The sequence below is a fragment of the Micromonospora sp. WMMD975 genome (assembly GCF_029581215.1).
Classification (GTDB): Bacteria; Actinomycetota; Actinomycetes; order Mycobacteriales; family Micromonosporaceae; genus Micromonospora.
Window position 1 is genome coordinate 4713967 of the sequence record NZ_CP120739.1, and the last position, 22857, is coordinate 4736823.

General features: G+C 73.6%; 21 protein-coding genes. 10 read left to right on the top strand and 11 right to left on the bottom strand.

The genetic code is table 11. The features are described from left to right. The first annotated feature begins 42 nt into the window (after nt 1–42). The 3 genes from O7613_RS20675 (at nt 43) to O7613_RS20685 (ending at nt 2860) form a co-directional block, all read left to right on the top strand. Entirely contained in the window at nt 43–210 is a 168-nt protein-coding gene (locus O7613_RS20675; protein ID WP_007464795.1) for a DUF5679 domain-containing protein, read from the top strand. A gap of 180 nt (nt 211–390) precedes the next feature. Continuing rightward, complete coding sequence (locus O7613_RS20680; RefSeq protein WP_282289650.1) at nt 391–1503, top strand: TOMM precursor leader peptide-binding protein; 1113 nt, start codon at nt 391–393, stop codon at nt 1501–1503. A 10-nt stretch (nt 1504–1513) separates the two neighbouring features. Then, entirely contained in the window at nt 1514–2860 is a 1347-nt protein-coding gene (locus O7613_RS20685) for an AarF/ABC1/UbiB kinase family protein (RefSeq protein WP_282289651.1), read from the top strand. A gap of 306 nt (nt 2861–3166) precedes the next feature. On the opposite strand, the gene O7613_RS20690 is transcribed toward O7613_RS20685, so the two are convergent. The 3 genes from O7613_RS20690 to O7613_RS20700 all read right to left on the bottom strand — a co-directional run bounded on the left by O7613_RS20690 (nt 3167) and on the right by O7613_RS20700 (nt 6209). Beyond that, on the bottom strand, nt 3167–3532 hold the full coding sequence (locus O7613_RS20690) for a WhiB family transcriptional regulator (protein WP_281586796.1): 366 nt from the start codon (nt 3530–3532) through the stop codon (nt 3167–3169). Nucleotides 3533–3671: 139 nt separating this feature from the next. Continuing rightward, a complete protein-coding gene (locus O7613_RS20695; protein WP_281586795.1) occupies nt 3672–3923 on the bottom strand; it encodes a hypothetical protein in 252 nt (83 codons plus the stop codon). Nucleotides 3924–4052: 129 nt separating this feature from the next. After that, the gene (locus O7613_RS20700; protein WP_282289652.1) at nt 4053–6209 is read right to left on the bottom strand and encodes an ATP-dependent DNA helicase UvrD2; all 2157 of its coding nucleotides are present in this window, start codon (nt 6207–6209) and stop codon (nt 4053–4055) included. Between the two features lie 90 nt (nt 6210–6299). Here O7613_RS20700 and O7613_RS20705 point away from each other — a divergent pair, with 90 nt between their 5' ends. Further along, nucleotides 6300–6542, top strand: a complete 243-nt coding sequence (locus O7613_RS20705) for a mycoredoxin (RefSeq protein ID WP_091068606.1) — start codon at nt 6300–6302, stop codon at nt 6540–6542. 56 nt (nt 6543–6598) lie between these two features. Here the strand turns inward: O7613_RS20705 and O7613_RS20710 are convergent, their stop codons facing one another. Then, a complete protein-coding gene (locus tag O7613_RS20710) occupies nt 6599–7864 on the bottom strand; it encodes an MFS transporter (RefSeq protein ID WP_281586793.1) in 1266 nt (421 codons plus the stop codon). Nucleotides 7865–8066: 202 nt separating this feature from the next. Here O7613_RS20710 and O7613_RS20715 point away from each other — a divergent pair, with 202 nt between their 5' ends. The 3 genes from O7613_RS20715 to O7613_RS20725 all read left to right on the top strand — a co-directional run bounded on the left by O7613_RS20715 (nt 8067) and on the right by O7613_RS20725 (nt 9811). Further along, nucleotides 8067–9038 carry a helix-turn-helix transcriptional regulator gene (locus tag O7613_RS20715; protein WP_281586792.1) on the top strand — a complete coding sequence of 324 codons (972 nt, stop codon included), beginning with the start codon at nt 8067–8069 and terminating at the stop codon, nt 9036–9038. 71 nt (nt 9039–9109) lie between these two features. Then, complete coding sequence (locus tag O7613_RS20720) at nt 9110–9343, top strand: DUF397 domain-containing protein (RefSeq protein WP_282289653.1); 234 nt, start codon at nt 9110–9112, stop codon at nt 9341–9343. Nucleotides 9344–9541: 198 nt separating this feature from the next. Beyond that, nucleotides 9542–9811: a hypothetical protein gene (locus tag O7613_RS20725; RefSeq protein ID WP_281586790.1), complete on the top strand. Its 270-nt coding sequence runs from the start codon at nt 9542–9544 to the stop codon at nt 9809–9811. Nucleotides 9812–10365: 554 nt separating this feature from the next. On the opposite strand, the gene nudC is transcribed toward O7613_RS20725, so the two are convergent. The 3 genes from nudC to O7613_RS20740 all read right to left on the bottom strand — a co-directional run bounded on the left by nudC (nt 10366) and on the right by O7613_RS20740 (nt 14264). Beyond that, the gene (gene nudC / locus O7613_RS20730; RefSeq protein WP_282294582.1) at nt 10366–11313 is read right to left on the bottom strand and encodes an NAD(+) diphosphatase; all 948 of its coding nucleotides are present in this window, start codon (nt 11311–11313) and stop codon (nt 10366–10368) included. A gap of 250 nt (nt 11314–11563) precedes the next feature. After that, nucleotides 11564–12898: a pitrilysin family protein gene (locus O7613_RS20735; RefSeq protein ID WP_282289654.1), complete on the bottom strand. Its 1335-nt coding sequence runs from the start codon at nt 12896–12898 to the stop codon at nt 11564–11566. Nucleotides 12899–12953: 55 nt separating this feature from the next. Beyond that, nucleotides 12954–14264, bottom strand: coding sequence for a pitrilysin family protein (locus tag O7613_RS20740; RefSeq protein WP_281586788.1), 1311 nt, complete (start codon nt 14262–14264; stop codon nt 12954–12956). A 148-nt stretch (nt 14265–14412) separates the two neighbouring features. On the opposite strand from O7613_RS20740, the gene O7613_RS20745 reads away from it, so the two are divergent. From O7613_RS20745 to O7613_RS20755, 3 genes are read left to right on the top strand one after another with little or no spacing between them, the layout of a single operon-like run. Further along, the gene (locus O7613_RS20745) at nt 14413–15474 is read left to right on the top strand and encodes an ABC transporter substrate-binding protein (protein WP_281586787.1); all 1062 of its coding nucleotides are present in this window, start codon (nt 14413–14415) and stop codon (nt 15472–15474) included. Continuing rightward, nucleotides 15471–16250, top strand: a complete 780-nt coding sequence (locus tag O7613_RS20750; RefSeq protein ID WP_282289655.1) for an ABC transporter ATP-binding protein — start codon at nt 15471–15473, stop codon at nt 16248–16250. The genes O7613_RS20745 and O7613_RS20750 overlap by 4 nt, the downstream gene beginning before the upstream one ends. Beyond that, nucleotides 16240–17124, top strand: coding sequence for an ABC transporter permease (locus O7613_RS20755; protein WP_282289656.1), 885 nt, complete (start codon nt 16240–16242; stop codon nt 17122–17124). Before O7613_RS20750 ends, O7613_RS20755 begins: the two co-directional genes overlap by 11 nt. A gap of 118 nt (nt 17125–17242) precedes the next feature. Here O7613_RS20755 and O7613_RS20760 read toward each other — a convergent pair whose 3' ends face one another. From O7613_RS20760 to O7613_RS20775, 4 genes are all read right to left on the bottom strand, one after another. Continuing rightward, nucleotides 17243–17410, bottom strand: a complete 168-nt coding sequence (locus O7613_RS20760; RefSeq protein ID WP_281586784.1) for a hypothetical protein — start codon at nt 17408–17410, stop codon at nt 17243–17245. A 140-nt stretch (nt 17411–17550) separates the two neighbouring features. Next, nucleotides 17551–18810 carry a DEAD/DEAH box helicase gene (locus tag O7613_RS20765; protein ID WP_281586783.1) on the bottom strand — a complete coding sequence of 420 codons (1260 nt, stop codon included), beginning with the start codon at nt 18808–18810 and terminating at the stop codon, nt 17551–17553. Between the two features lie 214 nt (nt 18811–19024). Continuing rightward, nucleotides 19025–19228, bottom strand: a complete 204-nt coding sequence (locus O7613_RS20770; protein WP_013288421.1) for a cold-shock protein — start codon at nt 19226–19228, stop codon at nt 19025–19027. Nucleotides 19229–19456: 228 nt separating this feature from the next. Then, nucleotides 19457–22849 carry a UvrD-helicase domain-containing protein gene (locus tag O7613_RS20775; protein WP_282289657.1) on the bottom strand — a complete coding sequence of 1131 codons (3393 nt, stop codon included), beginning with the start codon at nt 22847–22849 and terminating at the stop codon, nt 19457–19459. Nucleotides 22850–22857: the final 8 nt, after the last annotated feature.

Sequence of the window (22857 nt, forward strand, 5' to 3'; positions counted from 1 at the left end):
CCCGCCGGGGACACCTTCGGCGGACGAGATGAGGAGGCTACCGTGGCCGACCAGGCCCAGACCTACAACGGTTACTGCGTCAAGTGCAAGGAGAAGCGGGACTTCGAGGGGCACGTGGAGGTTTCGAAGACCGGCATGAACATGGCCAAGGGCAAGTGCCCGGTGTGCGGCACAACAGTGAACCGCATCCTGGGCAAGGCCAAGGTCTGACCCGTCCGGGTTCGACCGGGGGAGGAGTGGCCTCGGCCGCCCCTCCCCCGTCGGGCATCCGACTCAGTTACCGACGGGTTGTGGAAAACCCGCGAAATCCTGTGGACAACGCTGGCCATGGCGCACCGCGCCTGTGGACAACGAATGACGGAGCGCTTGGAAACGGTCACCATTCGTGGCGTGACCTCTCCCACTCCGCTTCCCCGTCCCACCCTGCTGCCCGGCCTGACCCGCCTCTGGCGTGACCGGCACACCCTTCAGCTCGGCCTGGAACCCGGCCCGGCGGTGCTGCTGGAGGTCGCCACCCCGGGCACCACCCATCTGCTCGACCTGCTCGACGGCACCCGCAGCGAGCGCGCCGTGCTGGCCGCGGCCACCACCGCCCGGGTGCCACCGGACGAGGCCCGCGCCCTGCTCGACGCGCTCCGGGCCGCCGGTCTGGTCGTACCGGGACACACCCTGCTCCCCCGCGACCTCGCCGGGGCGCCCCGGGCCCGGCTGGTCGCGGAGGCGGACGCCCTGGGCCTGGCCGCACCCGACCTGCCCGGCACGCCGGCCCGGCTGTTGCGCCGCCGCCGGGCCGCCCGGGTGCTGCTCACCGGCTCGGGCCGGCTCGGTGCCGCGGTCGCCGTCGCGCTGGCCCAGGCCGGGGTCGGGCACGTCGTACCCGACCTGTCCGGCCCGGTCCGCGCCGGCGACCTGGTCGGGACCGGCCTGCCCGGCGCGGAGCTGGGTCGGCCACTGGCCCCGGCGGTACGCGAGACGCTGAGCCGGTGCGCGCCGGGCACGGCCACCGGCCCGCTGCGGGCGGCCCGGCCCCACCTGGTGGTGCAGCTCGGTGTGGGCCGACCGGCCGAGGCGCTCGCCCTCGGGCACGCCCTCCGCCGGCAGCCCCACCTCCTGCTCGACGTGCGCGGCGGCGTACCCGTGATCGGGCCACTGGTCCGTCCGCCCGCCGGCCCCTGCCTGCGTTGCCTCGACCTGCACCGGGGCGACCGGGACCCGGACTGGCCGGCGCTCGCCGCCCAACTCGCGGCCGACCACGGCGAGCCGGCCTGCGTGACCGCCACCCGGCTCGCCGCGGCGGCGTTCGCGACGGCCGAGGCGCTGAACCAGCTCGACGGCGGCACACCGGAGACGCTCGGCGTCGCGGTGGAGGTCCGGGGCGCCGGGCGCTTCCGGCATCGCCGCTGGTCCCCGCATCCGTCCTGCGGCTGCTGCGGGCGTCGCCCGATCCGGTCGGCCCCGGCCGCTCCCGGCCGCACGGCAGCAGCCGGCCCCTCGCGTCGGTAACAATGGTCGGGTGACCGACATCCCGCGGCGGGCCGTGTCCCGCACCGCCAAACTCGCCGCCCTGCCGCTCGGATTCGCCGGTCGAACCGTCCTCGGCATGGGCAAGCGGGTCACCGGGCTCGCGTCCGACGTCATCTCCGCCGAGATCCAGCAACGCACGGCCGAACAGTTGTTCAGCGTCCTCGGTCAGCTCAAGGGCGGGGCGATGAAGTTCGGCCAGGCCCTGTCCGTGTTCGAGGCGGCGCTGCCCGAGGAGGTCGCCGCGCCCTACCGGCAGGCGCTCACCAAGCTTCAGGAGGCCGCCCCGCCGCTGCCCGCCGCGACCGTGCACAAGGTGCTCGCCGAGCAGCTCGGGCCGGACTGGCGGGACCGGTTCGTCTCCTTCGACGACACCCCGGCCGCCGCGGCCAGCATCGGGCAGGTGCACCGGGCGGTCTGGCGTGACCCGGGGTACGGTCCGGGCGGCGGCCCGCGGCACCGGGACGTGGCCGTGAAGATCCAGTACCCGGGCGCCGGTGACGCCCTGCTCGCCGACCTCAAGCAGCTCTCCCGGCTGGGCGGCATGTTCCGGGCCATCCAGCCGGGCCTGGACGTCAAGCCGCTCCTGGCCGAGCTGCGCGAGCGGATCACCGAGGAGCTGGACTACGAGTTGGAGGCCGAGTCGCAGCGGGCCTTCGCCGCCGCGTACGTCGACGACCCGGACATCTTCATCCCGGAGGTCCTCGACGCCGCGCCCCGGGTGTTGATCACCGAGTGGGTCGAGGGCATCCCGCTCTCCCAGATCATCCGGGAGGGCACCGAGGAGCAGCGCGACCGGTCCGGGCAGCTGATGGCCGAGCTGCACCTGTCCGCGCCGGAGCGGGCCGGGCTGCTGCACGCCGATCCGCATCCGGGCAACTTCCGGCTGCTGCCGGACGGCCGGCTCGGTGTGATCGACTTCGGCGCGGTGGCCCGGCTGCCGGAGGGCACGCCCGAGCCGATCGGTCGGATCGCCGCGCTCGCGCTGCGCGGGGACGCCGACGGGGTGGTGGACGGCCTGCGTGGCGAGGGTTTCGTCAGCCAGTCCGAGCCGATCGACGCCCCGGCGGTGCTCGACTTCCTCCGCCCGATGCTGGAGCCGATCGCGGCGGACGAGTTCCGCTTCACCCGGGCGTGGCTGCGCGCCGAGGCGGCCCGACTGGCCAGCCCACGCTCCGCCGCCTACCAGCTCAGCCGCCAGCTCAACCTGCCACCGTCCTACCTGATGATCCACCGGGTGACGCTTGGTTCGATCGGGGTGCTCTGCCAGTTGGAGGCGAAGGCGTCCTACCGGGAGATCCTGGAACGCTGGCTGCCCGGCTTCGCCCCGGTGGCCTGAGGGCAGAGGCACGCCGAAGGGGCGGCGACCATCCGGTCGCCGCCCCTTCCTCAGGTGTCGATCTAGAGAACGCCCAGGTCGCGGGCCGACTGGCCGCGACTCCGCATGGCGACGGTACGGGCGGAACGGGTTGCCTCAGTGCTCGTGGTGGTGCGACCGGCCTGAGGCCGGGGCATTCGAGCCCGGGACAACGCTTCGTGGAGTAGTTGCATCTCGGTTCCATTCGGCAGGTGCAGCATCGTTTTTCTCTCTCATCTCGGCCGGTGGAGGGACACCGGCATCGGTCGGCTTCGGAACGTAGGTGTGTCAGGCTGCCAGCCGGACGGCGCTACGCGACTCGGACAGCCCACTGGCCGCCAGTCGCGCCTCCGCCTCGACCCGGAGCTGGGCGTCGCGGGCGACGTCCTCCTTACGCGGGCGGCCACGGGGCCGCTTGCGCGGGACGACCGCGCCACGCTCGAAGATCTCGCCGCCCCAGACGCCCCAGGGCTCGGCCCGCTCCACCGCGCCGGCCAGGCACTCGACGCGCAGCGGGCAGTCCCCGCAGAGCGACTTGGCCAGCTCAAGCTCGGCGGGCTGGTCGGAGAACCACAGGTCGGGGTCGAACTTCCGGCAGGGCAGGTTCGCCTCCACCTCGACGCTCACGTCGAGTGGGGCCAACGCCAGACTCATCCTCCGGTCACCTCTCTCTCACTTCGATCTCGTGGATCGCATTTCCGACTTCGGCACTACGGCGGTGCACAAAAAACTGAGGCCGCGGATCCCGGTGTGCGGGTTCCGCGGCCTCGAGGTGAGCCGGTGGTCTGATGGATCAGACCGGTCTACCTCGAGGTGGAACGCCGCGGACATCGGTGCGCTTCTTGACGCCGATGCCCATGCCCGTGAAGCCACTGGTCCCCTCGACTCCACGCGGCGGTGCAACGGTCAGATTCAGCTCGGCCTGAACCTGGGCCTGGTGCACCTGCGGAGCCGACGGTCGAGCGGCGAGGGCCACCCGGACAGCCGACAGCGGAGCGCAGGCAGCTGGCATCGCCGCCGGACGCTCGTAGAGGTAAATCTCCATTGGTGCCACCTCCCTGACCTTCCTCGTGCCGACCGTGGACTCATCCCCCGTGAGCAGCCAGAACAGCGCCGCTTCGAGGTGTGCCCTGAGGCTATTCCTCGCCCGCAGGGGAGGGCAAACGATTTACCGCTAGTTTTCAGAAGTTTTCTGTGGGCAGACGTCGTCCACCGTCGCGCCGGCCACCAGCGCCAGCACCGTATCGCCGTAAAGCCCCACTTTCCGGGGCCCGATCCCGGCGATCGCGACCAGTTCCTCGGTGCGCACCGGCTTCCGCTCCGCGAGCGCGGTGAGCGTGGCATCGGTGAAGACCACGTACGCCGGCACCCGCTGCGCGCCGGCTACCCGCTGCCGCCACTCCCGCAGCCGCTCGTACAGCTCCTCGTCCAGGTCCGACGGGCAGGTCGGGCAGCGGCCCAGTTTGCGGTCCGCGCCGGCGAGCAGCGTGGCGCCGCAGATCCGGCAGGACACCACCTGCGGTCGGCGCCGCTCGGCCCGCCGGGCCGGGCCCGCGCCGCCGGCCCGCTCACCGCCGCCGGAACGGTCCAGTTGCGGCAGGAAACGAGACGGCCGCCGGGCCCGACCGCCGGGCGAGCGGGCCGCCGCGTACGACAGCCACAGCCACTCCCGCGCCCGGGTGATCCCGACGTAGAGCAGCCGCCGTTCCTCCTCGACCTGCTCGGGCGTCTTCGCGTACGTGGTGGGCAGCGTGCCCTCGGCCAGCCCGACCAGGAACACCGCGTCCCACTCCAGGCCCTTGGCCGAGTGCAGCGACGCGAGCGTCACCCCCTCGACCGTGGGCACGTGCTGCTGGGCGGCCCGCCGGGCAAGCTCCTCGGTGAAGTCGGTGAGCGTCACCGGCCGCTCGATCGAGGCGGCCTCCCCGATCGGCACCACCGGCGGCGTCGCCGCGTACTCCTCGGCGAGCTGGACCAGCGCGGCGAGCGCCTCCCAGCGTTCACGTGCGGCGCCGCCGGCCGGCGGCGCGTCCGGTGCCCAGCCGACCGCGCCGAGCGCGTCCACCACGGCCGTCTTCAGCGGCGTCTCCCCGGGGACGGACCGCGTGGCGGCGCGCAACGCGATCATGGCCTGGCGCACCTCGGGTCGCTCGAAGAACCGCTCCGCGCCCTGCAACACGTAGGGCACCTCGGCCTCGGTCAACGCCTTCTCGTACGCCTCGGACTGCGCGTTGGTGCGGAACAGCACCGCGATCTCCCGCGCCGGGGTGCCGCCGGCCACGAGCGCCCGGCAGCGGGCGGCGACGGCGTTGGCCTCGGCCGGCTCGTCGGTGAAGATCCGCAGCTCCGGCTCCGGGCCGGGGCGACGCTGGCCGTGCAGCTCCAGCCGCAGCCGCGCCTCGGCGCCCCGGGCCGCCGAGATCACGGCATTGGCCAGGCCCACCACCTGCGGGGTGGAGCGGTAGTCGCGGACCAGCCGGACCACCGTCGCGCCGCGGTGGTGGCGCGGGAAGTCGACCAGGTACGACGAGGTCGCGCCGGTGAACGAGTAGATGGTCTGACTGGCGTCGCCGACCACGGTGAGGTCGTCCCGGCCGCCGAGCCACACCTCCAGCAGCCGCTGCTGGAGCGGGTTGACGTCCTGGTACTCGTCGACGACGAAGTGCCGGTACTGGTTGCGCACCTGCTCGGCCACGTCCGGGTGCTCCTCGATGCCCCAGACCGCGGCGCGCAGCATGTCCTCGAAGTCGATCACCCCGTTGCCGCGCTTGAGCCGCTCGTACGCGCTGAACACCTCGGCCACCCGCGCCGGCTCGTGCGGCGTCTCGCGCAGCGCCTTGGCCGCGGCCACCACGTACTCGCCGGGCTCGACCAGGGAGGACTTGGCCCACTCGATCTCGGCCGCGAGGTCCCGGGCGGCGGCCCGGTCGGCCCGCAGGCCCACCTTGGCGGCGGCCAGGGTGACCACCCGCACCTTGCTGTCCAGCAGCTCCGGCATGGCCCGCCCGGCCAGCAGCCGGGGGGCGAAGTAGCGGACCTGGCGCAGCGCCGCCGCGTGGAACGTGCGCGCCTGCACACCCTGCACCCCGAGCACGGTGAGGCGGCTTCGCATCTCGGCTGCGGCGCGGGCGGTGAACGTGACCGCCAACACGTGCCGGGCGGCGATGTCCCCGGTCAGCGCCCGGTACGCGATCCGCGAGGTCACCGCCCGGGTCTTGCCGGTGCCGGCGCCGGCCAGGATGCAGACCGGGCCGGCCGGGGCGGTCACCGCGGACCGCTGCTCCGGATCCAGCCCGGTCAGCACCCGTTCCGCCGTTGAGTGAGCCCCCACAGCAGGGAATCATCCCAGCCCCGCCGGATGTTGCAGAGGTTAGCCTGGCCTGAACGGGCCGGGCGTGAGCCATCCTTGGAGGACCTGACCATGTTGACGATGTATTCCACCCCGTGGTGCGGCTACTGCCACCGGCTGAAGTCGCAGCTCGACCGGGAGGGCATCGCGTACGAGGTGGTCGACATCGAGCAGGACACCGCGGCCGCGGAGTTCGTGATGGGTGTCAACGGCGGCAACCAGACCGTGCCGACGCTGCGCTTCGCCGACGGCAGCGCCCTGACCAACCCCTCGATCAACCAGGTCAAGCAGCACCTCGCCGCGCTTCCCGGCTGAGCTGACCGCACCCGACGAGCGGCCGTACCCTCCGGGGTGTGGCCGCTCGTCGTCGCTCAGCGTGCGCGGCGCCGCTCGGTGGTGGCGAGCATCTCGTCGTCGAGCGGCCGGCGGGGGCCCGGCACGCGGGCCGGGCCGGCGCCCGGCGGGGTGAGCCCACGGCCCCGCCAGAGGTACAGGCCGGCGGCCATGGTGATCACCCCCACCAGCGCGAACAGCAGCCGGTAGTCGAAGACGCCCACGAGCAGCGCACCGGCGCCGATGGAGGCCGCCTGCGGCCCGCTGACGAGCGCCCGCGACGCGGCGGTGACCCGGCCCAGCAGGCCCGGCGGCGTCCGCCGCTGGACCAGCGTGTGCAACCCCACCATGGTCAGCGGCAGCGAGACGCCGGCCAGCAGCAGCGCCACCACCCCGAGCCAGAGCCGGGGGTACGCCAGCGCCAGCGCGGCCGGGCCGAAGAACGTCACCCCGGCGGCCAGCGTGCCGAGTTCGCCCAGGCGGCGGACCACGGCGGCCGAGAACAGGCCACCGATCAGGCCACCGATCCCCTGCACCAGGACCAGCACGGCGACGAACGCGGCGTCGCGGCGCAGACCCTGATCGACGTACGCGAAGATCAGCGACTCGGTGAAGCCCATCACCAGCGAACCGAGCCCGTACCCGACGAGCGCCCGGCGCAGCGCCCGCTCGCGGGTCAGGTGGCGCAGCCCGGCGCCCAGCCCGGTCGGCCGGTGGCGGCCGGATCCCGGCGGCACGCCCTCGTCGACCCGGAGCAGCCCGACCACCGCCGCGGCGGTCAGGAAGCCGCCGATGGCCAGCGCCGCCAGCAGCCAGCCACCGACGGCGGCGTAGATGCCGGCCCCGGCGAGCGGTCCGATCAGCCGCAGCCCCTGCCGGACGGTCTGGAGCGCCCCGTTCGCGTCGCCCAGCAGATCGGGCGGGAGCAGTTGCCGGATCAGCCCGTTGAGCACGGCGGCCACGGTGATCGAGGACAGGCCGTAGAGGCCCGCGACCACGTAGATCACCCAGACGTCGTCCCGGTCCCGCACGGTGAACAGCGGGCCGAGCAGCACGGCGGCGGTCAGGTTGGCGGCGATGAAGAAGGGCCGGCGGCGGTGGCGGTCGACCACCCAGCCCACCAGCGGGGCCAGCGCCATCGGCGCGATGACGGCGAAGACGGTCGCCCCGGCCATGCCGTCGGAGCCGGTCAGGTCCTTCACCCAGACGGCCGGCGCGAGCAACAGGATGGACTCCGCCGCCATGCTCGCCACCATCGCGGCGAAGAGCAGGCGGAAGTCGGGGCGGCGCAGGACGGTGCGCATCGGTTCCCTCCGGCAGGGTGGCGCCCGCGGGCGCGTCGGGGGCGGGCGCTGGTGAAGGCGCTCTCCACAGTCCTCTTTTTGTCTCGTGACACGCCCTCGCCGGACCCGCCGACACCGGTCGCGCCGTCCATACTGGCCGTGGGGGGCGAATTCCATACAGTTACCGTCGCGTCTTGCGACGGTCGACGGGAAAGAGGACGCCGTGCCTCCTGCCTCACCAGGCCCGATTCTGCGCCGCCGCCGGCTCGGCAACGAGCTGCGTCGACTCCGCGAACACGCCGGTCTCACCGGTGACCAGGTCATCGACCGGATCGGTTGGGCCTCCGCGTCCAAGCTGTCGCGGTTGGAGAACGGCCGCAGCCGCCCCGACCCGGAGGACGTCGACGCGCTGCTGACGATCTACGGCGCCGACGACGAGCAGCGCGCCGAGCTGATCGGGATCACCCACGAGGCCGGCGACATGCGGGGGTGGATGCGCAAGTTCCCGGTGATGACCGAGCAGCAGCGCGCCTTCGCCGAGCTGGAGGCCGGTTGTGCGGAGATCTCCGAGTACAGCCCGGTGCTGGTGCCCGGGCTGTTGCAGACCCCCGGGTACGCCCGGCACCGGATCCTGTCCGCGGCGAAGGTGGCCGAGGAGGCCGGCGACCCGGATCCGGAGGACCCGGAGACCGAGGTGGGCGCCCGCCGATCCCGCCAGGCGCTGTTGGAGCACGTGACCCGCTACACGGCCGTGCTGGAGGAGACCGCGTTCGGCCGGCGGGCCGGGCCCCCGGAGGTGCTACGCGAGCAGCTCGTCCACCTGTGCGAGCTGGCGCGGTTGCCGAACGTGGAGCTGCGGCTGCTGCTGCGGGACGCGCAGGTGGGCGACTGGTACCTTCCGCCGACCGCCTTCTCGGTCTATCGGTTCGCCGATCCCCTCGATCCGGAGACACTCGCCATCGAAAGTGGGTTCGGCGACGTCATGTCGACCGAGGTTAACACCCTAAATCGCTATAAAGTGGTGTTCGAGTGGCTATGCTCGTCGGCACTCTCCGCTTCGGACACCATCTCCTGGTTGATCGAAGCGACGGGACCGCTGACCGGCACGGCAGTCGAGTCCACCGTGGCGTCCGGGCCGGCAACGGCGCCGGCCCAGCGCCGCCCGGGCTCGGGGCGCCTCACGACGGAACGGTGATCCGCCACGGACACCGTCCGGCCCGGCGTCACTCGTTCCCATCGGAGCACCTCACCAGGAGCAGGAACACCATGAACGAAATCCGCAACAGCACGACCTCCGGGCAGCTCGCCCGCGCCGCCTGGCGCAAGAGCACCCGCAGCCAGACCTCGAACTGCGTGGAGGTCGCCCCGCTCGGCACCGGCGCGACGACCATGGCGCTGCGCGACAGCAAGGACCCGGGCGGACCGGTCCTGCTGTTCGACCGGGCCGGCTGGCTCGGCTTCCTCGCCGGGACGAAGAACGGCCAGTTCGACCTGGACTGATCCGGCGAGTGTTCCGGGGGCCGTCGGCGGGACGCCGGCGGCCCCTCGCCCGTCCACCCCCGACAACCGTCCTGACCTGGCCTCCCCCGAACGGTCGAGCCCATACGTTTCACTTGCTGGGACGGCGCGCGGGCGTACGATGACGCCTGGAGTGACGTGGAAGTTCCACCGCGCATCCGTCCACTTCCGGGGGACACCATGCGGTTCCTGATCGTCCGCACCGAGATCCGAAGCGCCGCCGACGCCGACATCGCCGCCGCCTGGGCCGGCGGGGTCCGCCTGCGGGACGAGACAAGCGCGCCGGAGCCCCGCCGCCAGGTCGTCCACGCCGAGGACCGGGACGCGGCCCTCCTGCTCGCCCGGGCGCTGTCCGCCGTCGGGGCGGTACGCGCCGGCCGGCACCGGGTGAAGGTGCTGCCCATCGAGGATCCCGCCCCCGGCCAGCCGTACCGCTGGGACGGCGGATGACCGGCCGCTGACTCCGTCGTGGCCGGACCGGCTCCCCCGCCGTGCTCCACGCCCCACCCGGCCACGACGGCCCGTGATCCCGGCCCGGGACCGCCGCGGCAACGACGGTCCGGGCCGGGACCGCCTCCTCCTTGGTCGACTCCAGTTCGACGAAGTGGCGCGATCACCGAGCCTTCGATGCCGCCGCTTCCCCGACCTGGCGGTCCCCGCCCGTCGGCGTCCTCCCGGCAGCGCTTAGCGGAGGCCGTCCTCGCCCCGCACCTCGCGTCGGCGGCTGTCTCACATGGCCGCTGCGAGTTGCCAGATGCCCGTGGACGCCCCCGACCTCGCTCAACTCGCCACGAGCAAACGTGTCTCCGGCGCCCCGACACACCCGTGGCGTTCCACTCGTGGGCCGGGCGCGGCGTGAGTGGAACGGAATGGGTGTCTCCGGTGTGCGGGACCCTCCAAGTCGACGGATGGGTGACGGCCGACCGGGTCGGGGCACGACGACACCATGCGCGTGGGGCCACACGGCAGCCGGGCAGACGTGCGGCGTGCGGTGGGTGAGAAGGTCAGCAGTGGCCGTCGAGCCAGCGGTGCACCAGGAACAGGGCGATCGACGACGGCGGTGGCAGGAGCAGGCGGTCCCCACCGTCCAGAGTCACCGGCTCACCGGCCAGGGCGGCGCCGATCTCCCGCCGGCTGAACCAGCGCGCGTGCGCGATCTCGGTCGGGTCGACCTCGATCGGCGCGTCGGCATCGGCCCGGGCCAGGAAACCGAGCATCAACGAGCCGGGGAACGGCCATGCCTGGCTCGACACGTACCCGATCTCCTCGACCGCGACGCCGACCTCCTCGCGGACCTCGCGCAGCACGGCGGCCTCGGCCGACTCGCCCGGCTCGACGTATCCGGCCAGGCAGGAGTAACGGCGCACGCCGGGGTTGCTCGGCCAGGCCGCGTTGTTACCGAGCAGGCAGCGGCCCTCCGGACCGTCCACCCCGTCGTGCACCAGCACGATCATGGCCGGGTCGGTACGCGGCCAGGTGCGGTGGCCGGCCGGGTCGGTCCGGGACCAGCCGGCCTCGTCGACCTGGGTCGGCTGGCCGCTGGACGGCGAGTAGCCGTGCCGCAGGTGCCAGTTGAGCAGCGCCAACGCGGTGGTGAACAGGCCCGCGTCCCGATCGGTCATCAGGTGGCCGACCTCCCGCAGGTGGGCCCGGCGGGTGTCCGGCAGCACCGACAGCGGCCCGTCCACCGCGAAGACCGGCACCCCGTCCGGTTCGACGCCGAGGAACATCGGCACCGAGCGGGGCACCTCGGGCAGTTCGCCGGCGCCGACCAGGACCAGCTCCGGCGGGGCGGCCTCGCCGCGGACCAGGGCACGGCCCTGGTCCGCGGAGTCCAACACCAGCACCCGGGCCTGCTCCCACGCCTCGGCCAGCCACCCCGGGTCGGTACGCCGATGGGCGGCCCGGTCCAGCGTGGACCGGGCCAGCGGCGGAGCCGGCTCCCCGGTCACGCTCACGCGGAGCCACCTTCCGTTCGCGACTGCGGGGCTCGCAAACCCGGCTCACTCCTCGCGCTCACGCGGAGCCACCTTCCGTTCGCGACTGCGGGGCTCGCAAACCCGGCTCACTCCTCGCGCTCACGCGGAGCCACCTTCCGTTCGCGACTGCGGGGCTCGCAAACCCGGCTCACTCCTCGCGCTCACGCGGAGCCACCTTCCGTTCGCGACTGCGGGGCTCGCAAACCCGGCTCGCTCCTCGCGCTCACGCGGAGCCACCTTCCGTACGCATCGGGGTGAGCGCCGCCAGCGAGTCGGCCACCCGCGCCGCGTCGCCGAGCACCACGGTGACCGCCCGCGCCGGGGCCAGGTAGCGGGCGGCCACCTCCGCGACGTCGTCCACGGTTGCCGCGGCCAGCCGGGCGGCGTGCTCGGTGAGGAAGTCCAGCCGCAGCCCGTTACCGGCGTACGCGCTGGTCAGCGACGCGAGACCGGCCTGGGTGGACATGCCGAGCTGGAGCGTGCCGAGCGCGTACCGGCGGGCCTGTTCCAGCTCCTCCGGCTTGACCGGGACGGTGGCCAGCCGGCCCAGCTCGTAGGTGGTCTCCAGCAGCGCCGGCGCGGTCACCTCGGTGGCCACCTCGGCGCCGGCCACAAGCACCGAACCGGCCACCGAGTGCTCGACGAGCGAGTGCGGCCCGTACGTGTAGCCCTTGTCCTCGCGGATGTTCTCCACCCAGCGCGAGGAGAAGTAGCCGCCGAAGATCAGGTTCGCCAGTTGCAACGCGGCGTGGTCGGGGTGGGTGCGGGGCACCGCGGGCAGCGCGAGACGCAGCGAGGACTGCACCGCGCCGGGCCGGTCGACGAGCAGCAGCGGCCCCGGCTCCAGCGGTGGCGCGGGCGGCAGCTCGGCGGTGTGACCGTCGCCCCGCCAGCCGCCGAGCGCCGCCTCGGCCGTGTCGAGCGCCTGCTCCGGCCGGACGTCGCCGACGAGCACCAGCACCGCGCCGGCCGGGTGCACCCGCTCGGCGTGCAGCCGGCGTAACGCGGCCGGTCGGACCGCCCGTACCTGGTCGGGCTCGGGGGTCTGCACCGCGTACGGGTGGCGGCCGTAGACCCGTTTGAGCAGCGCGCTCCGGGCCAGGTGGGAGGGCTGACTCTGGGCGACCTGGATCCGGTCGACCAGGCGGTCCCGCTCGGTCGCCACCCAGTCACCCGGGTAGCTGGCGCCGGTGAGCACCTCGGCGAGCAGCTCCAGCATCCGGTCCAGCCCGGTGACCAGGCCCGCGCCGGAGAGCATCAGCCGGTCCGGGTCGAGACCGGCGGAGAGCCCGCCGCCGACCTTCTGCAGCTCGGCGGCGATCTCGGTGGCGGTGTGCGCCTCGGTGCCGGCCAGCATGGTCTGCGCCAGCATCGCGCCCCGGGCCAGGTGGGTCCGGCCGAACGGCATCCAGAGCCGCAGTTCGACCAGGGGTACGGCGGGGCGGCGTACCGCGATCACGGTGAGGCCGTTGCCGAGCGTGCGCTCGGCCTGCTTCGGCACGGTCAGCCGCTTGTTCGGGCCGAGCGCCGGCAGCGGTCGGACGGTGGTAGCGGTCACTGAGCCACCTCCGTTCGCGACTGCGGGGCTCGCAAACCCGGCTCACTCCTCGCGCTCACTTGGCACCTCCGGCCACGACCTCGACGGATGCGCGGCGCTCGGGCCGCAGGGTGGCGGCGGCGGCGCGGACCTGTTCCTCGGTCACGGCGCCGACCAGCCGGGGCAGGTCGTTCAGTAGTTCCGGCTCGCCGCGCTGCTGTTCCAGCACGGCCATCCGCAGTGCCCGGCCCAGCACCGCGTCGGTGTCCCGCAGCAGGTGGGTGGCCATCCGGGCCTGGGTACGCGCCAGCTCGCCCTCGGTCAGCCCGCCGGTGGCCAGTCGGTCCAGCTCCTCGTCGACGGTGCGCAGCACCTTGTCCACGTCGCCGCCGGGCGGCAGGTGTGCCTGGAGCAGCAGCGCGGTGGGGTCGCGTACGTCGAACGGGTCGCCCATGAAGCCGAGGTAGCCGCCCAGGCTGGTGACCGTGCGGTCGCGCTGCACCAGCCGCTCGACCAGCCGGGAGGCGTCGCCGTCGGTGAGCACCTCGGCCAGCACCACGTAGGGCAGGTAGCCGGTGAAGTCGGTGACCGGGTCGGGCACCCGCCAGGCGCTCGCCACGGCCGGGAGCGGGGCCAGCGCGTCGGTATACGTGCTGCGCCGCTCAGTGGTCAGGTCGGGTTCGGTGAAGTCGGGCCGCTCCGGGGCGGGGCGGGCCGGCACGTCGCCGAAGTGCCGTTCGACGAGCGTGGTCGTCTCGGCCACGTCGATGTCGCCGCTGATCGCGAGCACCGCGTTGCCGCTGGCGTAGTAGCGGCGGAAGAAGTCGGCGGCGTCGGCCACGGTCGCCGACTCCAGGTCGTCGAAGGAGCCGTAGCCGTCGTGCGCGTTGGGGAAGGTGTCGAACATCACCGGCGGCAGCGTCAGCCAGGGGAACCCGCCGTACGGCCGGTTGAGCACGTTGACCCGGATCTCCTCCTTGACCACGTCGACCTGGTTGCGGAGGTTCTCCTCGGTCAGTCGGGGGCCGCGCATCCGGTCGGCTTCGAGGAAGAGCGCCCGTTCCAGGGCGTTGCTCGGCAGCGTCTCGAAGTAGTCGGTGTAGTCGAGGTGGGTGGAGCCGTTGAAGGTGCCGCCGGCGCCCTGGACGTGCCGGAAGTGGGCGAGCTTCTCCAGGTTCTCCGAGCCCTGGAACATCAGGTGCTCGAAGAGGTGGGCGAAGCCGGTGCGGCCCTGCGGCTCGGAGCGGATGCCGACGTCGTAGACCACCGCCACCCCGATCACCGGGGCGCTGCGGTCCGGGGTGAGCACCACCCGGAGGCCGTTGTCGAGGTCGAACCGCTCGACCGGGTATTTCGTGGCTGGGATCTTCACTCTCCGCGTCGGCACGCGATCGACACTAGCGCCTCCTTACCCGCCGCACCGGCGGTGTGCCCCGGCCGAACGGCGGACAGATCCGGGACAGGTCTTGACGACGACCACCTTCTGCCCCACTCTTCCTATCAACTAAATAGGAATACTGCGGATTGGACGATAGATGAGACGGCTTCCCCTGCGCCGCCTGGTCACCCTGACCACCCTCGCCGCGGTCGGCGCGGCCACGCTCGGCACCACCGCCGCCTGCGGCGACGACAACGACGGCGCCGGTGACTCCGGCCCGGTGACGCTGCGCCTGGGCTACTTCCCGAACATCACCCACGCGCCGGCCGTGGTCGGCGTGGAGAAGGGGATCTTCAAGGAGAAGCTGGGCGGCGACGTCACGCTGGAGACGAAGACGTTCAACGCCGGCCCGGCCGCCATCGAGGCGGTCTTCTCCGGCGCGCTGGACGCCACGTACATCGGTCCGAACCCGACCGTGAACGCCTTCTCCAAGTCGAAGGGCGAGGCGGTCCGGGTGGTCTCCGGCGCCGCGTCCGGCGGCGTCGCGCTCGTGGTCAAGCCCGCCATCACCGCGGTGGAGCAGCTCCGCGGCAAGAAGATCGCCACTCCGCAGCTCGGCAACACCCAGGACGTCGCGCTGCGCTACTGGCTCAAGGAGAAGGGCCTGGCGACCACCAAGGAAGGCGGCGGCGACGTCAAGGTCGTCCCGCAGGAGAACGCGCAGACGGTCGAGACGTTCGGCAGCGGCGCCATCGACGGCGCCTGGGTGCCGGAGCCGTTCGTCTCCCGGCTGGTGAACGCCGGTGGCAAGGTGCTCGTCGACGAGCGCGACCTCTGGCCGGACAAGAAGTTCGTCATCACCAACCTGCTGGTCAGCACCAAGTTCCTCAAGGCGCACCCGGACGTGGTGAAGAAGCTGGTCGAGGGGCAGGTCGCGGCGAACGAGTTCGTCAACACCAAGCCGGACGAGGCGCAGCAGGCCATCTCCGAGCACATCGGCAAGATCACCGGTAAGCCGCTCGACCTCAAGCTGATCCAGCAGGCCTGGCCGACGTTGGAGTTCACCAACGACCCGATCTCGTCCTCGCTGAAGACCGGCCTGGACCACGCCGTCGCGGTCGGGCTGACCCAGCCGGTCGACCTGACCGGCCTCTACGACCTGACGTTCCTCAACGAGGTGCTGAAGGCCGAGGGCAAGCCCGAGGTCACCCAGCCATGACGTGGACCACGACGACCCCGCGCAGCGCGACCGGCTCGGTCGCGCTCCGCGGCGTGACAAAGGTGTACGGCCAGGGCGAGCAGGCGGTCCTGGCGCTCGACGGAGTGTCGCTCGATGTCGCCCCGGGCGAGTTCGTCTGCCTGGTCGGCGCGTCCGGCTGCGGCAAGAGCACGCTGCTCAACCTGGTCGCCGGCCTGGACCGGGTCAGCGGCGGCGCGATCGAGCTGGGCGAGGGCGTCAACCCGGGCCTGATGTTCCAGGAGCCGGCGCTGTTCCCGTGGTCGACCGTCGAGGGCAACGTCGAGGTGCCGCTCAAGCTGCGCGGGCTCCCCCGCGACCAGCGCCGGGCGCGGGTGGCCGAGCTGCTGCGCACGGTCCACCTGTCCGAGTTCGGCCGCAAGCGCCCGCACCAGCTCTCCGGCGGCATGCGGCAGCGGGTCGCGCTGGCCCGCACGCTCGCCCTGGACACCCCGGTGCTGCTGATGGACGAGCCGTTCGGCGCGCTCGACGCGATGACGCGGGACATCCTGCACGACGAGCTGGAGCGGATCTGGAGCGAGCGCAAGCTCACCGTCCTGTTCGTCACGCACAACGTGCGCGAGGCGGCCCGGCTGGCCGACCGGATCGTGCTGCTCTCCAGCCGGCCCGGCCGGATCATCTACGCCACCCGGGTCGACGTGCCACGACCCCGGCGGATCGACTCGCCGGAGGTGTCGGCCATCGCCGCCGAGGTCACCGACCGGCTGCGCAAGGAGGTGGGCCGGCATGGCCAGTGACACCCTCGCCGGGTCGGCGCGTACCGACGCGGAGATCTCCGGCCTCGACGCGCTGGAGATCGCCGGCCGGGAGAAGGGCCCGTCCCGGGTACGCCGCCTCTGGTCGGCCACCTGGCCCAAGTTCGCCGCGCTGGCGTTGGCGGTCGCGCTCTGGCAGGCGGTCGTCTGGAGCGGCTGGAAGGAGCCGTGGGCGCTGCCCGGCCCGGCGGTGGTCTTCGCCGACCTCGGCCGCTACCTGGCCAGCTCCGCGCTCTGGGAAGGGCTGGCCACCACCGCCCGCCGTGCCGTGGTCGGGTTCTCCGCCGCGGTCGCGGTGGGCCTGCTGCTCGGCCTCGGGGTGGCCCGGGTCAAGGTGCTCCGGGCCGCGCTCGGCTCGATGATCACCGCGTTGCAGACCATGCCGTCGATCGCCTGGTTCCCGCTGGCCATCCTGCTGTTCCAGCTCAGCGAGCAGGCGATCTTCTTCGTGGTGGTGCTGGGCGCCGCGCCGTCGGTCGCCAACGGCGTCATCCACGGTGTGGACTACGTGCCGCCGCTGCTGGTCCGGGCCGGCCGCAACCTCGGCGCCCGCGGGCTCAACCTCTACCGGTACGTGATCGCGCCGGCCGCGCTGCCCGCCATCGTGGCCGGGCTCAAGCAGGGCTGGGCGTTCGCTTGGCGCAGCCTGATGGCCGGCGAGCTGCTTGTGGTCATCGCCACCCGCACCTCGATCGGCGCGCAGCTCACCTACGCCCGCGAGCTGAGCGAGGCGCCCCGGCTGATGGCCATCATGATCGTCATCCTGGTGGTCGGCCTGCTCGTGGACACCGCGTTCGGCGCGGCCGACAAGGCGATCCGCCGCCGTTGGGGCGTGCTGGACCAGGCCGGCAACTGACGTCGCGTCCCTCCACGCGCGGCGGCACCCTGAACCGGCAGGTCAGCCGGACGCCGGGCGGGGCCCGGTGCCGGGGCCCCGCCCGGCCGCTCGCGCCCCCTCGGTGCGTGCGGACGACTTATTGTCCGGGGTTGAAGCTGCGGGCCGCACCCCGGTCCTGCGGACCGGCCGCGGCCGGATGCCAGGGCCCGAACGCGGCCACCACGGCGAGCGCCAGGCCGGCGCCCGCGACCGCGAGCACCAGCAGCACTTCCCGGGTCCCACCCGGGCCGGCATCGCCCGCCATGGTCACCCCTCCCGCGTCCGGCCGGTCCCCCCGACCGGCCCCCGGCGACCAGCATGGTCGCCGGAGCGCCGCCGGAGTGTCGGACAGCCGACTGAAAGTCCGCTGATCCCCGACTCAGCGAGGTGACCCGGGACGGCCGGTCAGCGCCGGCGCGGGCGCGGGCGGCGACGCGGGCGGGTCCCGGGGGCAGGATGCGCGGCGACCGGCGGCGCGATGGTCACCGGCGTCCCGGAAGGCTCCCGCGCCCCGGTCAGCCGACCCAGCTCCGCGTCACCGGGGCGTACCCGGGTGGTCTTCGGATTGATCCCCGCGGTGGTCATCAGCCGGGCCACGTCGCGGCGCTGCTCCGGCAGGACCAGGGTGACCACGGTGCCCGACTCCCCGGCCCGCGCGGTCCGGCCGCCCCGGTGCAGGTAGTCCTTCGCCTCCGTGGGCGGGTCCGCGTTCACCACCAGGTCGAGCCCGTCCACGTGGATGCCCCGGGCCGCCACGTCGGTGGCCACCAGCGCGGTGACCTGGCCGGTGCGGAACTGCTCCAGGATCCGGGTGCGCTGCGGCTGCGACTTGCCACCGTGCAGCGCGGCGGCGCGTACGCCCTTGGCGAGCAACTGGCGGGCCACCCGGTCGGCGCGGTGCTTGGTGGCGATGAAGACGATGGTGCGGCCCTCACGGGCGGCGATGTTCGCGAGCGCGGCCGGCTTGTCCTCCGGCTCCAGGTGCAGCACGTGATGGGTCATCGCGGTGACCGTGGCGGTGCCCGGATCGACGGAGTGCGTGACCGGGTCGGCCAGGAACCGGCGGACCAGCCGGTCCACGCCCCGGTCCAGGGTGGCCGAGAAGAGCATCCGCTGCCCGCCCGGCGCGACCTGCTCCAGCAGCTTCGTCACCTGCGGCAGGAAGCCCATGTCGGCCATCTGGTCCGCCTCGTCCAGCACGGTGATGGCCACCTGGTCCAGCCGGGCGGAACCCCGGTCGATCAGGTCGTGCAGCCGCCCCGGCGTGGCCACCAGCACCTCGGCGCCGGCCCGCAGCGCGTCCGCCTGGCGGCTCAGCGACAGGCCGCCGACCACCGTGGCGCAGCGCAGCCCGAGCGCCCCGGCGTACGGGACGAGCGCGGCGGTCACCTGCGCGGCCAGTTCCCGGGTGGGCACCAGCACCAGGGCGAGCGGGCGACCGGGACGGGCCCGGCGACCGGCCGTACGGTGCAGCAGCGGCAACCCGAACGCGAGCGTCTTGCCCGAGCCGGTCCGCCCGCGGCCGAGCACGTCCCGGCCGGCGAGCGAGTCGGGCAGGGTGGCCGACTGGATCGGGAACGGCGCGGTGATGCCCTGGGCGACCAGCTCGGAGACGAGCGCCGGGGCCAGGCCGGTGTCGGCGAAGGTGGGCAGGGTCGTGGTCATGCGGAAAGCCTTCCTCGAGGCGGCACGTGTCGAGGAAGGGCGCCGACAAGCGGCGCGTCACCGGCATGGCCGGTGATCACAAGCACGAACCGAAAAGGGTACGGGCCGACCCGCCTCGGCGCGCCACGTCCCGGTTACGGGAGGGCGGCGCGGCGGGTCGGCCCGTGCACCACGCCCGGCGGGGCGCGATGGTGGTGCCGGTTGATCCGAAAGATCAGAGCGGGCGGATGTTCTCCGCCTGCGGGCCCTTCTGGCCCTGGGTCACCTCGAACTCGACCCGCTGGTTCTCGTCCAGGCTCCGGTAGCCGGAGGTCTGGATCGCCGAGAAGTGGGCGAAGACGTCAGCGCCGCCGTCGTCCGGGGTGATGAAGCCGAAGCCCTTGTCAGCGTTGAACCACTTCACGGTGCCAATTGCCATGTGTTTCGTCTCCTTGACGGAACGGTCGGCCCGCACGTCTTGCGGGCCGGAGGGAGCACACCACGCGTTGGCCGCGTGCCATGCCTGTCGCTGCTGGTCGCCCCGCCCGGAGAACTCCGGACACAACAAAGAGCGCCTGGGGCCACAATCCGCCAGGCGCACACAGAGTCTCTGGAAACCAAAACTGCAACCCGGATAACCTACCACGGATCTCGCCGCCGGGGGAGGTCACGCCGAAATTTCCGGCACGGCACTCACCAGCGCGGTCAACCCCGTCACGTCGAGCAGGTCGGCCGGACGCACCGTCGCCCCGTCCCGCACGTAGTGGAACGCCGCGCCGACCCGCTCCACCGGCACGCCGGCCAACTCCGCCCAGGCCAGCCGATAGACCGCCAACTGCACCGCCGCCGCGTCCGCCTCGCGGCCGGTGGGTCGCCGACCGGTCTTCCAGTCGACCACGTCGTAACGCCCGCCGGGGCGGGCGAAGACCGCGTCCATCCGACCCCGGACCACCACACCGGCGATCACCGTGGCGAACGGCACCTCCACCTCCACCGGCACCCGGTCCGCCCACTCGCTGGCCAGGAACCGCTCCTGCAACGCGGCAAGCGCCTCGTCCGGGGCGGCGCCGTCGTCGGCCGCGCCGGGCAACTCGTCCACATCCAGCAGCCGGTCCGCGCCGAAACGCTGCTCCAGCCAGGCGTGGAACGCGGTGCCCCGCCGGGCGTACGGGCTGGGCTCGCTCGGCATCGGCCGGCGCAGCGTACGGGCCAGCGCCTCCGGGTCACGACGCAACGCCACCAGTTGGGTCACCGAGAGCTGGCCCGGCAGTTCCACCTCGACCGCCTCGGCCCGCCGGGCCAGCTCCGCCCGCTCGGCGAGGAGCAGATCGGCCTCCCGCCGCCACCGGGCCACCTCCGGATCCCCCTGCGCCACATCGGCCGGACCGGCGGCGGCCAGCAGGGCCGCTTCGCGGCGCGCCGCGTCCGGGTCGGCGAGATGACGGCGGACCAGCGCCGCCGCCTCGGTGAGCGCCGGCCGGCGACCACCAAGCGGGTCGGCTGGCCACTCGGCGCGCAGCACCGTCTCGGTGGTCGGGTTCACCGCGTCCCCGGCCGGCTCCGGCGCCCAGGCGTCGATCACGTGCCCGCCCGCGCCGGTCAGGCCGGCGTCGTGCACCTCACGCAGGAACACCGACGGCCCGCGGAACCGCTTCGTCCCCTCTCCCCACCAGTAGCCGGAGCAGAGCAGCAACCGCCGGGGCCGGGTCACCGCCACGTACGCCAGCCGGCGTTCCTCCCGCTCGTCGTGCGCCCGCCAGGCGTCGGTGAACTCGGCCAGTGCCCGGGCCACCCCACGCTGGTCCGCCGCCTCCGGCAGGGCCAGCTCGGGCAGCCCGTCGGCGTCGCCGCGCAGCGGGAACGGCAGCACCCCGAGCCCACCTAGCCAGTGGTCCGAGTTGCGGACCGGCCCCGGCCACACGCCCCGGGTCAACCCGGCCACCGCCACCACGTCCCACTCCAGGCCCTTGGCGGCGTGCGCGGTGAGCACCTGCACGGCGCCCGCCACCACCTCGACCTCGCCCGGCGCCAGCCCACGCTCCTCGTCCTCGGCGGCGGCCAGGTAGGCGAGGAAACCGGCGAGCGTGGCGCCGGGTGTCTCGCCGCTGAACCGGGCCGCGACGTCGCCGAGCGCGTCCAGGTGGGCGCGGGCCAGCCCGGCGTCACCGGCGCCGTCCCGCCCGGCCCGGACCGCCACCTCCACGTCCAACCCGATGGTCCGCTCGATGTCCGCGATCAACTCCGGCAGGGACTGATCCAGCCGGTAGCGCAGCAGCGCCAGCTCCATCCCGTACGATCGCAGCCGGGCGAACCCCTCCGCCGAGTACGCCTGCGCCGGCCCCAGGTCGGCCAACGCCTCGACCAGGGTCGCCTCGTCCAGCACGTCCACGACGATCTCCGGCCCGCCGTCCCCGACCAGCTCCCGGCGGCTGCGGGCGATGGCCCGGGCCCGACGGTGCAGGGCGACCAGGTCACGTGGGCCGATCCGCCAGCGCGCGCCGGTGAGCAGCCGCAGCAGCGCCGCCCCGTCGGTCGGGTCGGCGAGCACCCGCAGCGTGCACACCACGTCCCGTACCTCCGGGGTGTCCAGCAGACCGCCGAGCCCGACCACGTCGACCGGCAGCCCTCGGGCCCGCAGCGCCGCCTCGATCGCCGGGATCTGGCTGCGCAGCCGCACCAGCACCGCCGTGGTCGGGCGACGGTCGGCCGGGATGTGCTCGGGCAGCGCGCCCGGCGTCCCGGCCGCGCCCCGCCAGGACGCCAGCACGCTGTCCGCGATCCAGTCGGCCTCGTCGGCGTACGTCGGCAGCAGCGCGCAGTGCACGGTGCCGGCGGCCCGGCCGCCCGGCGTGCGGTGCGGGATCGGATCGCGGACGCTGAGCGCGGCGTGCAGCTCGGGCACCCGGGCGCCGGCCGCCCGCAGCGGCACCGAGAGCGCGTTGGCGACGTCGAGGATCTCCGGCCGGTTGCGCCAGCTCGTGGTGAGGCCCAGCACGTCGGCGGGGGTGCCGTCGACGCGGGCGAACTCGCCGGGAAACCGGTCGAGCGTGCCGGCGCTGGCCCCGCGCCAGCCGTAGATGGACTGGCAGGGGTCACCCACGGCGGTGACCGGGTGACCGCCGCCGAACAGCGCGTTGAGCAGCACCACCTGGGCGTGGCTGGTGTCCTGGTACTCGTCGAGCAGCACCACCCGGAACCGGTCCCGCTCGATCACGCCGACGGCCGGGTGGTCGCGGGCCACCCGGGCCGCGCGGGCGAGCTGGTCGGCGAAGTCCATCGCCTCGAAGTCGTCCTTACGCCGGGCGTACGCCCGCACCAGCGGCAGCAGCTTCAGCCGGGTCCGCTGGAGCTGGAGCGCCTTGCGCACGTCGGCGTAGACCCGGCCGGGACGCGACTGGACCTCAGCGAAGAAGCGGCCCGTCCAGCCGGCCAACTCGTCCGGGTCGACCAGGTGCTCGTCCAGCTCGCCGGCAAGGGCGAGCACCGCGTCGGTGATGGTGGACGGCATCCGGTCCACCTCGGACATGTCCCCGTCGTAGTTGCGGACCAGCAGGTCGACGAGCTGCCAGCGGGACGCCTCGGTGAGCAGCCGGGTGGTCGGCTCGTAGCCGGCGCGCAACCCGTGCTCGGTGACGATCCGCCCCGCGTACGAGTGGTAGGTGGACACCGTCGGCTCGCCCGCGAACGGGTCCTCGCGCGGATCCCGGCGCGGCCGGCCCAGCCGGCGGACGAGCTGGTCGAGGCGCGTCCGGACCCGGTGCGCCAACTCGCCGGCGGCCTTGCGGGTGAAGGTGAGCCCGAGGATGTGCTCGGGGCGCACGTACGCGTTGGCGACCAGCCAGACGACCCGGGCGGCCATCGTCTCGGTCTTGCCGGAGCCGGCGCCGGCGACCACGAGCAGCGGCTCCACCGGCGCCGCGATGATCGCCGCCTGCTCCCGGGTTGGCGCCGGCAGCCGGAGCAGCCGGGCCAGCTCGACGGGCGTGTAGCGGGGGCCCGCGTCGGCGGCCCGGGGCGTGGGCGTGCCGGTGGCGCCGAACAGCGCCGGCTGTGTCGTCATGCTCCGGT

Excerpts from the sequence above, each read along its gene's own strand:
- O7613_RS20690 (WP_281586796.1), bottom strand. The coding sequence starts at position 3,532 with ATGAGTCTGGCGTTGGCCCCACTCGACGTGAGCGTCGAGGTGGAGGCG.
- O7613_RS20695 (WP_281586795.1), bottom strand. The coding sequence starts at position 3,923 with ATGGAGATTTACCTCTACGAGCGTCCGGCGGCGATGCCAGCTGCCTGC.
- O7613_RS20705 (WP_091068606.1), top strand. The coding sequence starts at position 6,300 with ATGTTGACGATGTATTCCACCCCGTGGTGCGGCTACTGCCACCGGCTG.
- O7613_RS20710 (WP_281586793.1), bottom strand. The coding sequence starts at position 7,864 with ATGCGCACCGTCCTGCGCCGCCCCGACTTCCGCCTGCTCTTCGCCGCG.
- O7613_RS20720 (WP_282289653.1), top strand. The coding sequence starts at position 9,110 with ATGAACGAAATCCGCAACAGCACGACCTCCGGGCAGCTCGCCCGCGCC.
- O7613_RS20725 (WP_281586790.1), top strand. The coding sequence starts at position 9,542 with ATGCGGTTCCTGATCGTCCGCACCGAGATCCGAAGCGCCGCCGACGCC.
- O7613_RS20745 (WP_281586787.1), top strand. The coding sequence starts at position 14,413 with ATGAGACGGCTTCCCCTGCGCCGCCTGGTCACCCTGACCACCCTCGCC.
- O7613_RS20750 (WP_282289655.1), top strand. The coding sequence starts at position 15,471 with ATGACGTGGACCACGACGACCCCGCGCAGCGCGACCGGCTCGGTCGCG.
- O7613_RS20755 (WP_282289656.1), top strand. The coding sequence starts at position 16,240 with ATGGCCAGTGACACCCTCGCCGGGTCGGCGCGTACCGACGCGGAGATC.
- O7613_RS20760 (WP_281586784.1), bottom strand. The coding sequence starts at position 17,410 with ATGGCGGGCGATGCCGGCCCGGGTGGGACCCGGGAAGTGCTGCTGGTG.
- O7613_RS20765 (WP_281586783.1), bottom strand. The coding sequence starts at position 18,810 with ATGACCACGACCCTGCCCACCTTCGCCGACACCGGCCTGGCCCCGGCG.
- O7613_RS20770 (WP_013288421.1), bottom strand. The coding sequence starts at position 19,228 with ATGGCAATTGGCACCGTGAAGTGGTTCAACGCTGACAAGGGCTTCGGC.
- O7613_RS20775 (WP_282289657.1), bottom strand. The coding sequence starts at position 22,849 with ATGACGACACAGCCGGCGCTGTTCGGCGCCACCGGCACGCCCACGCCC.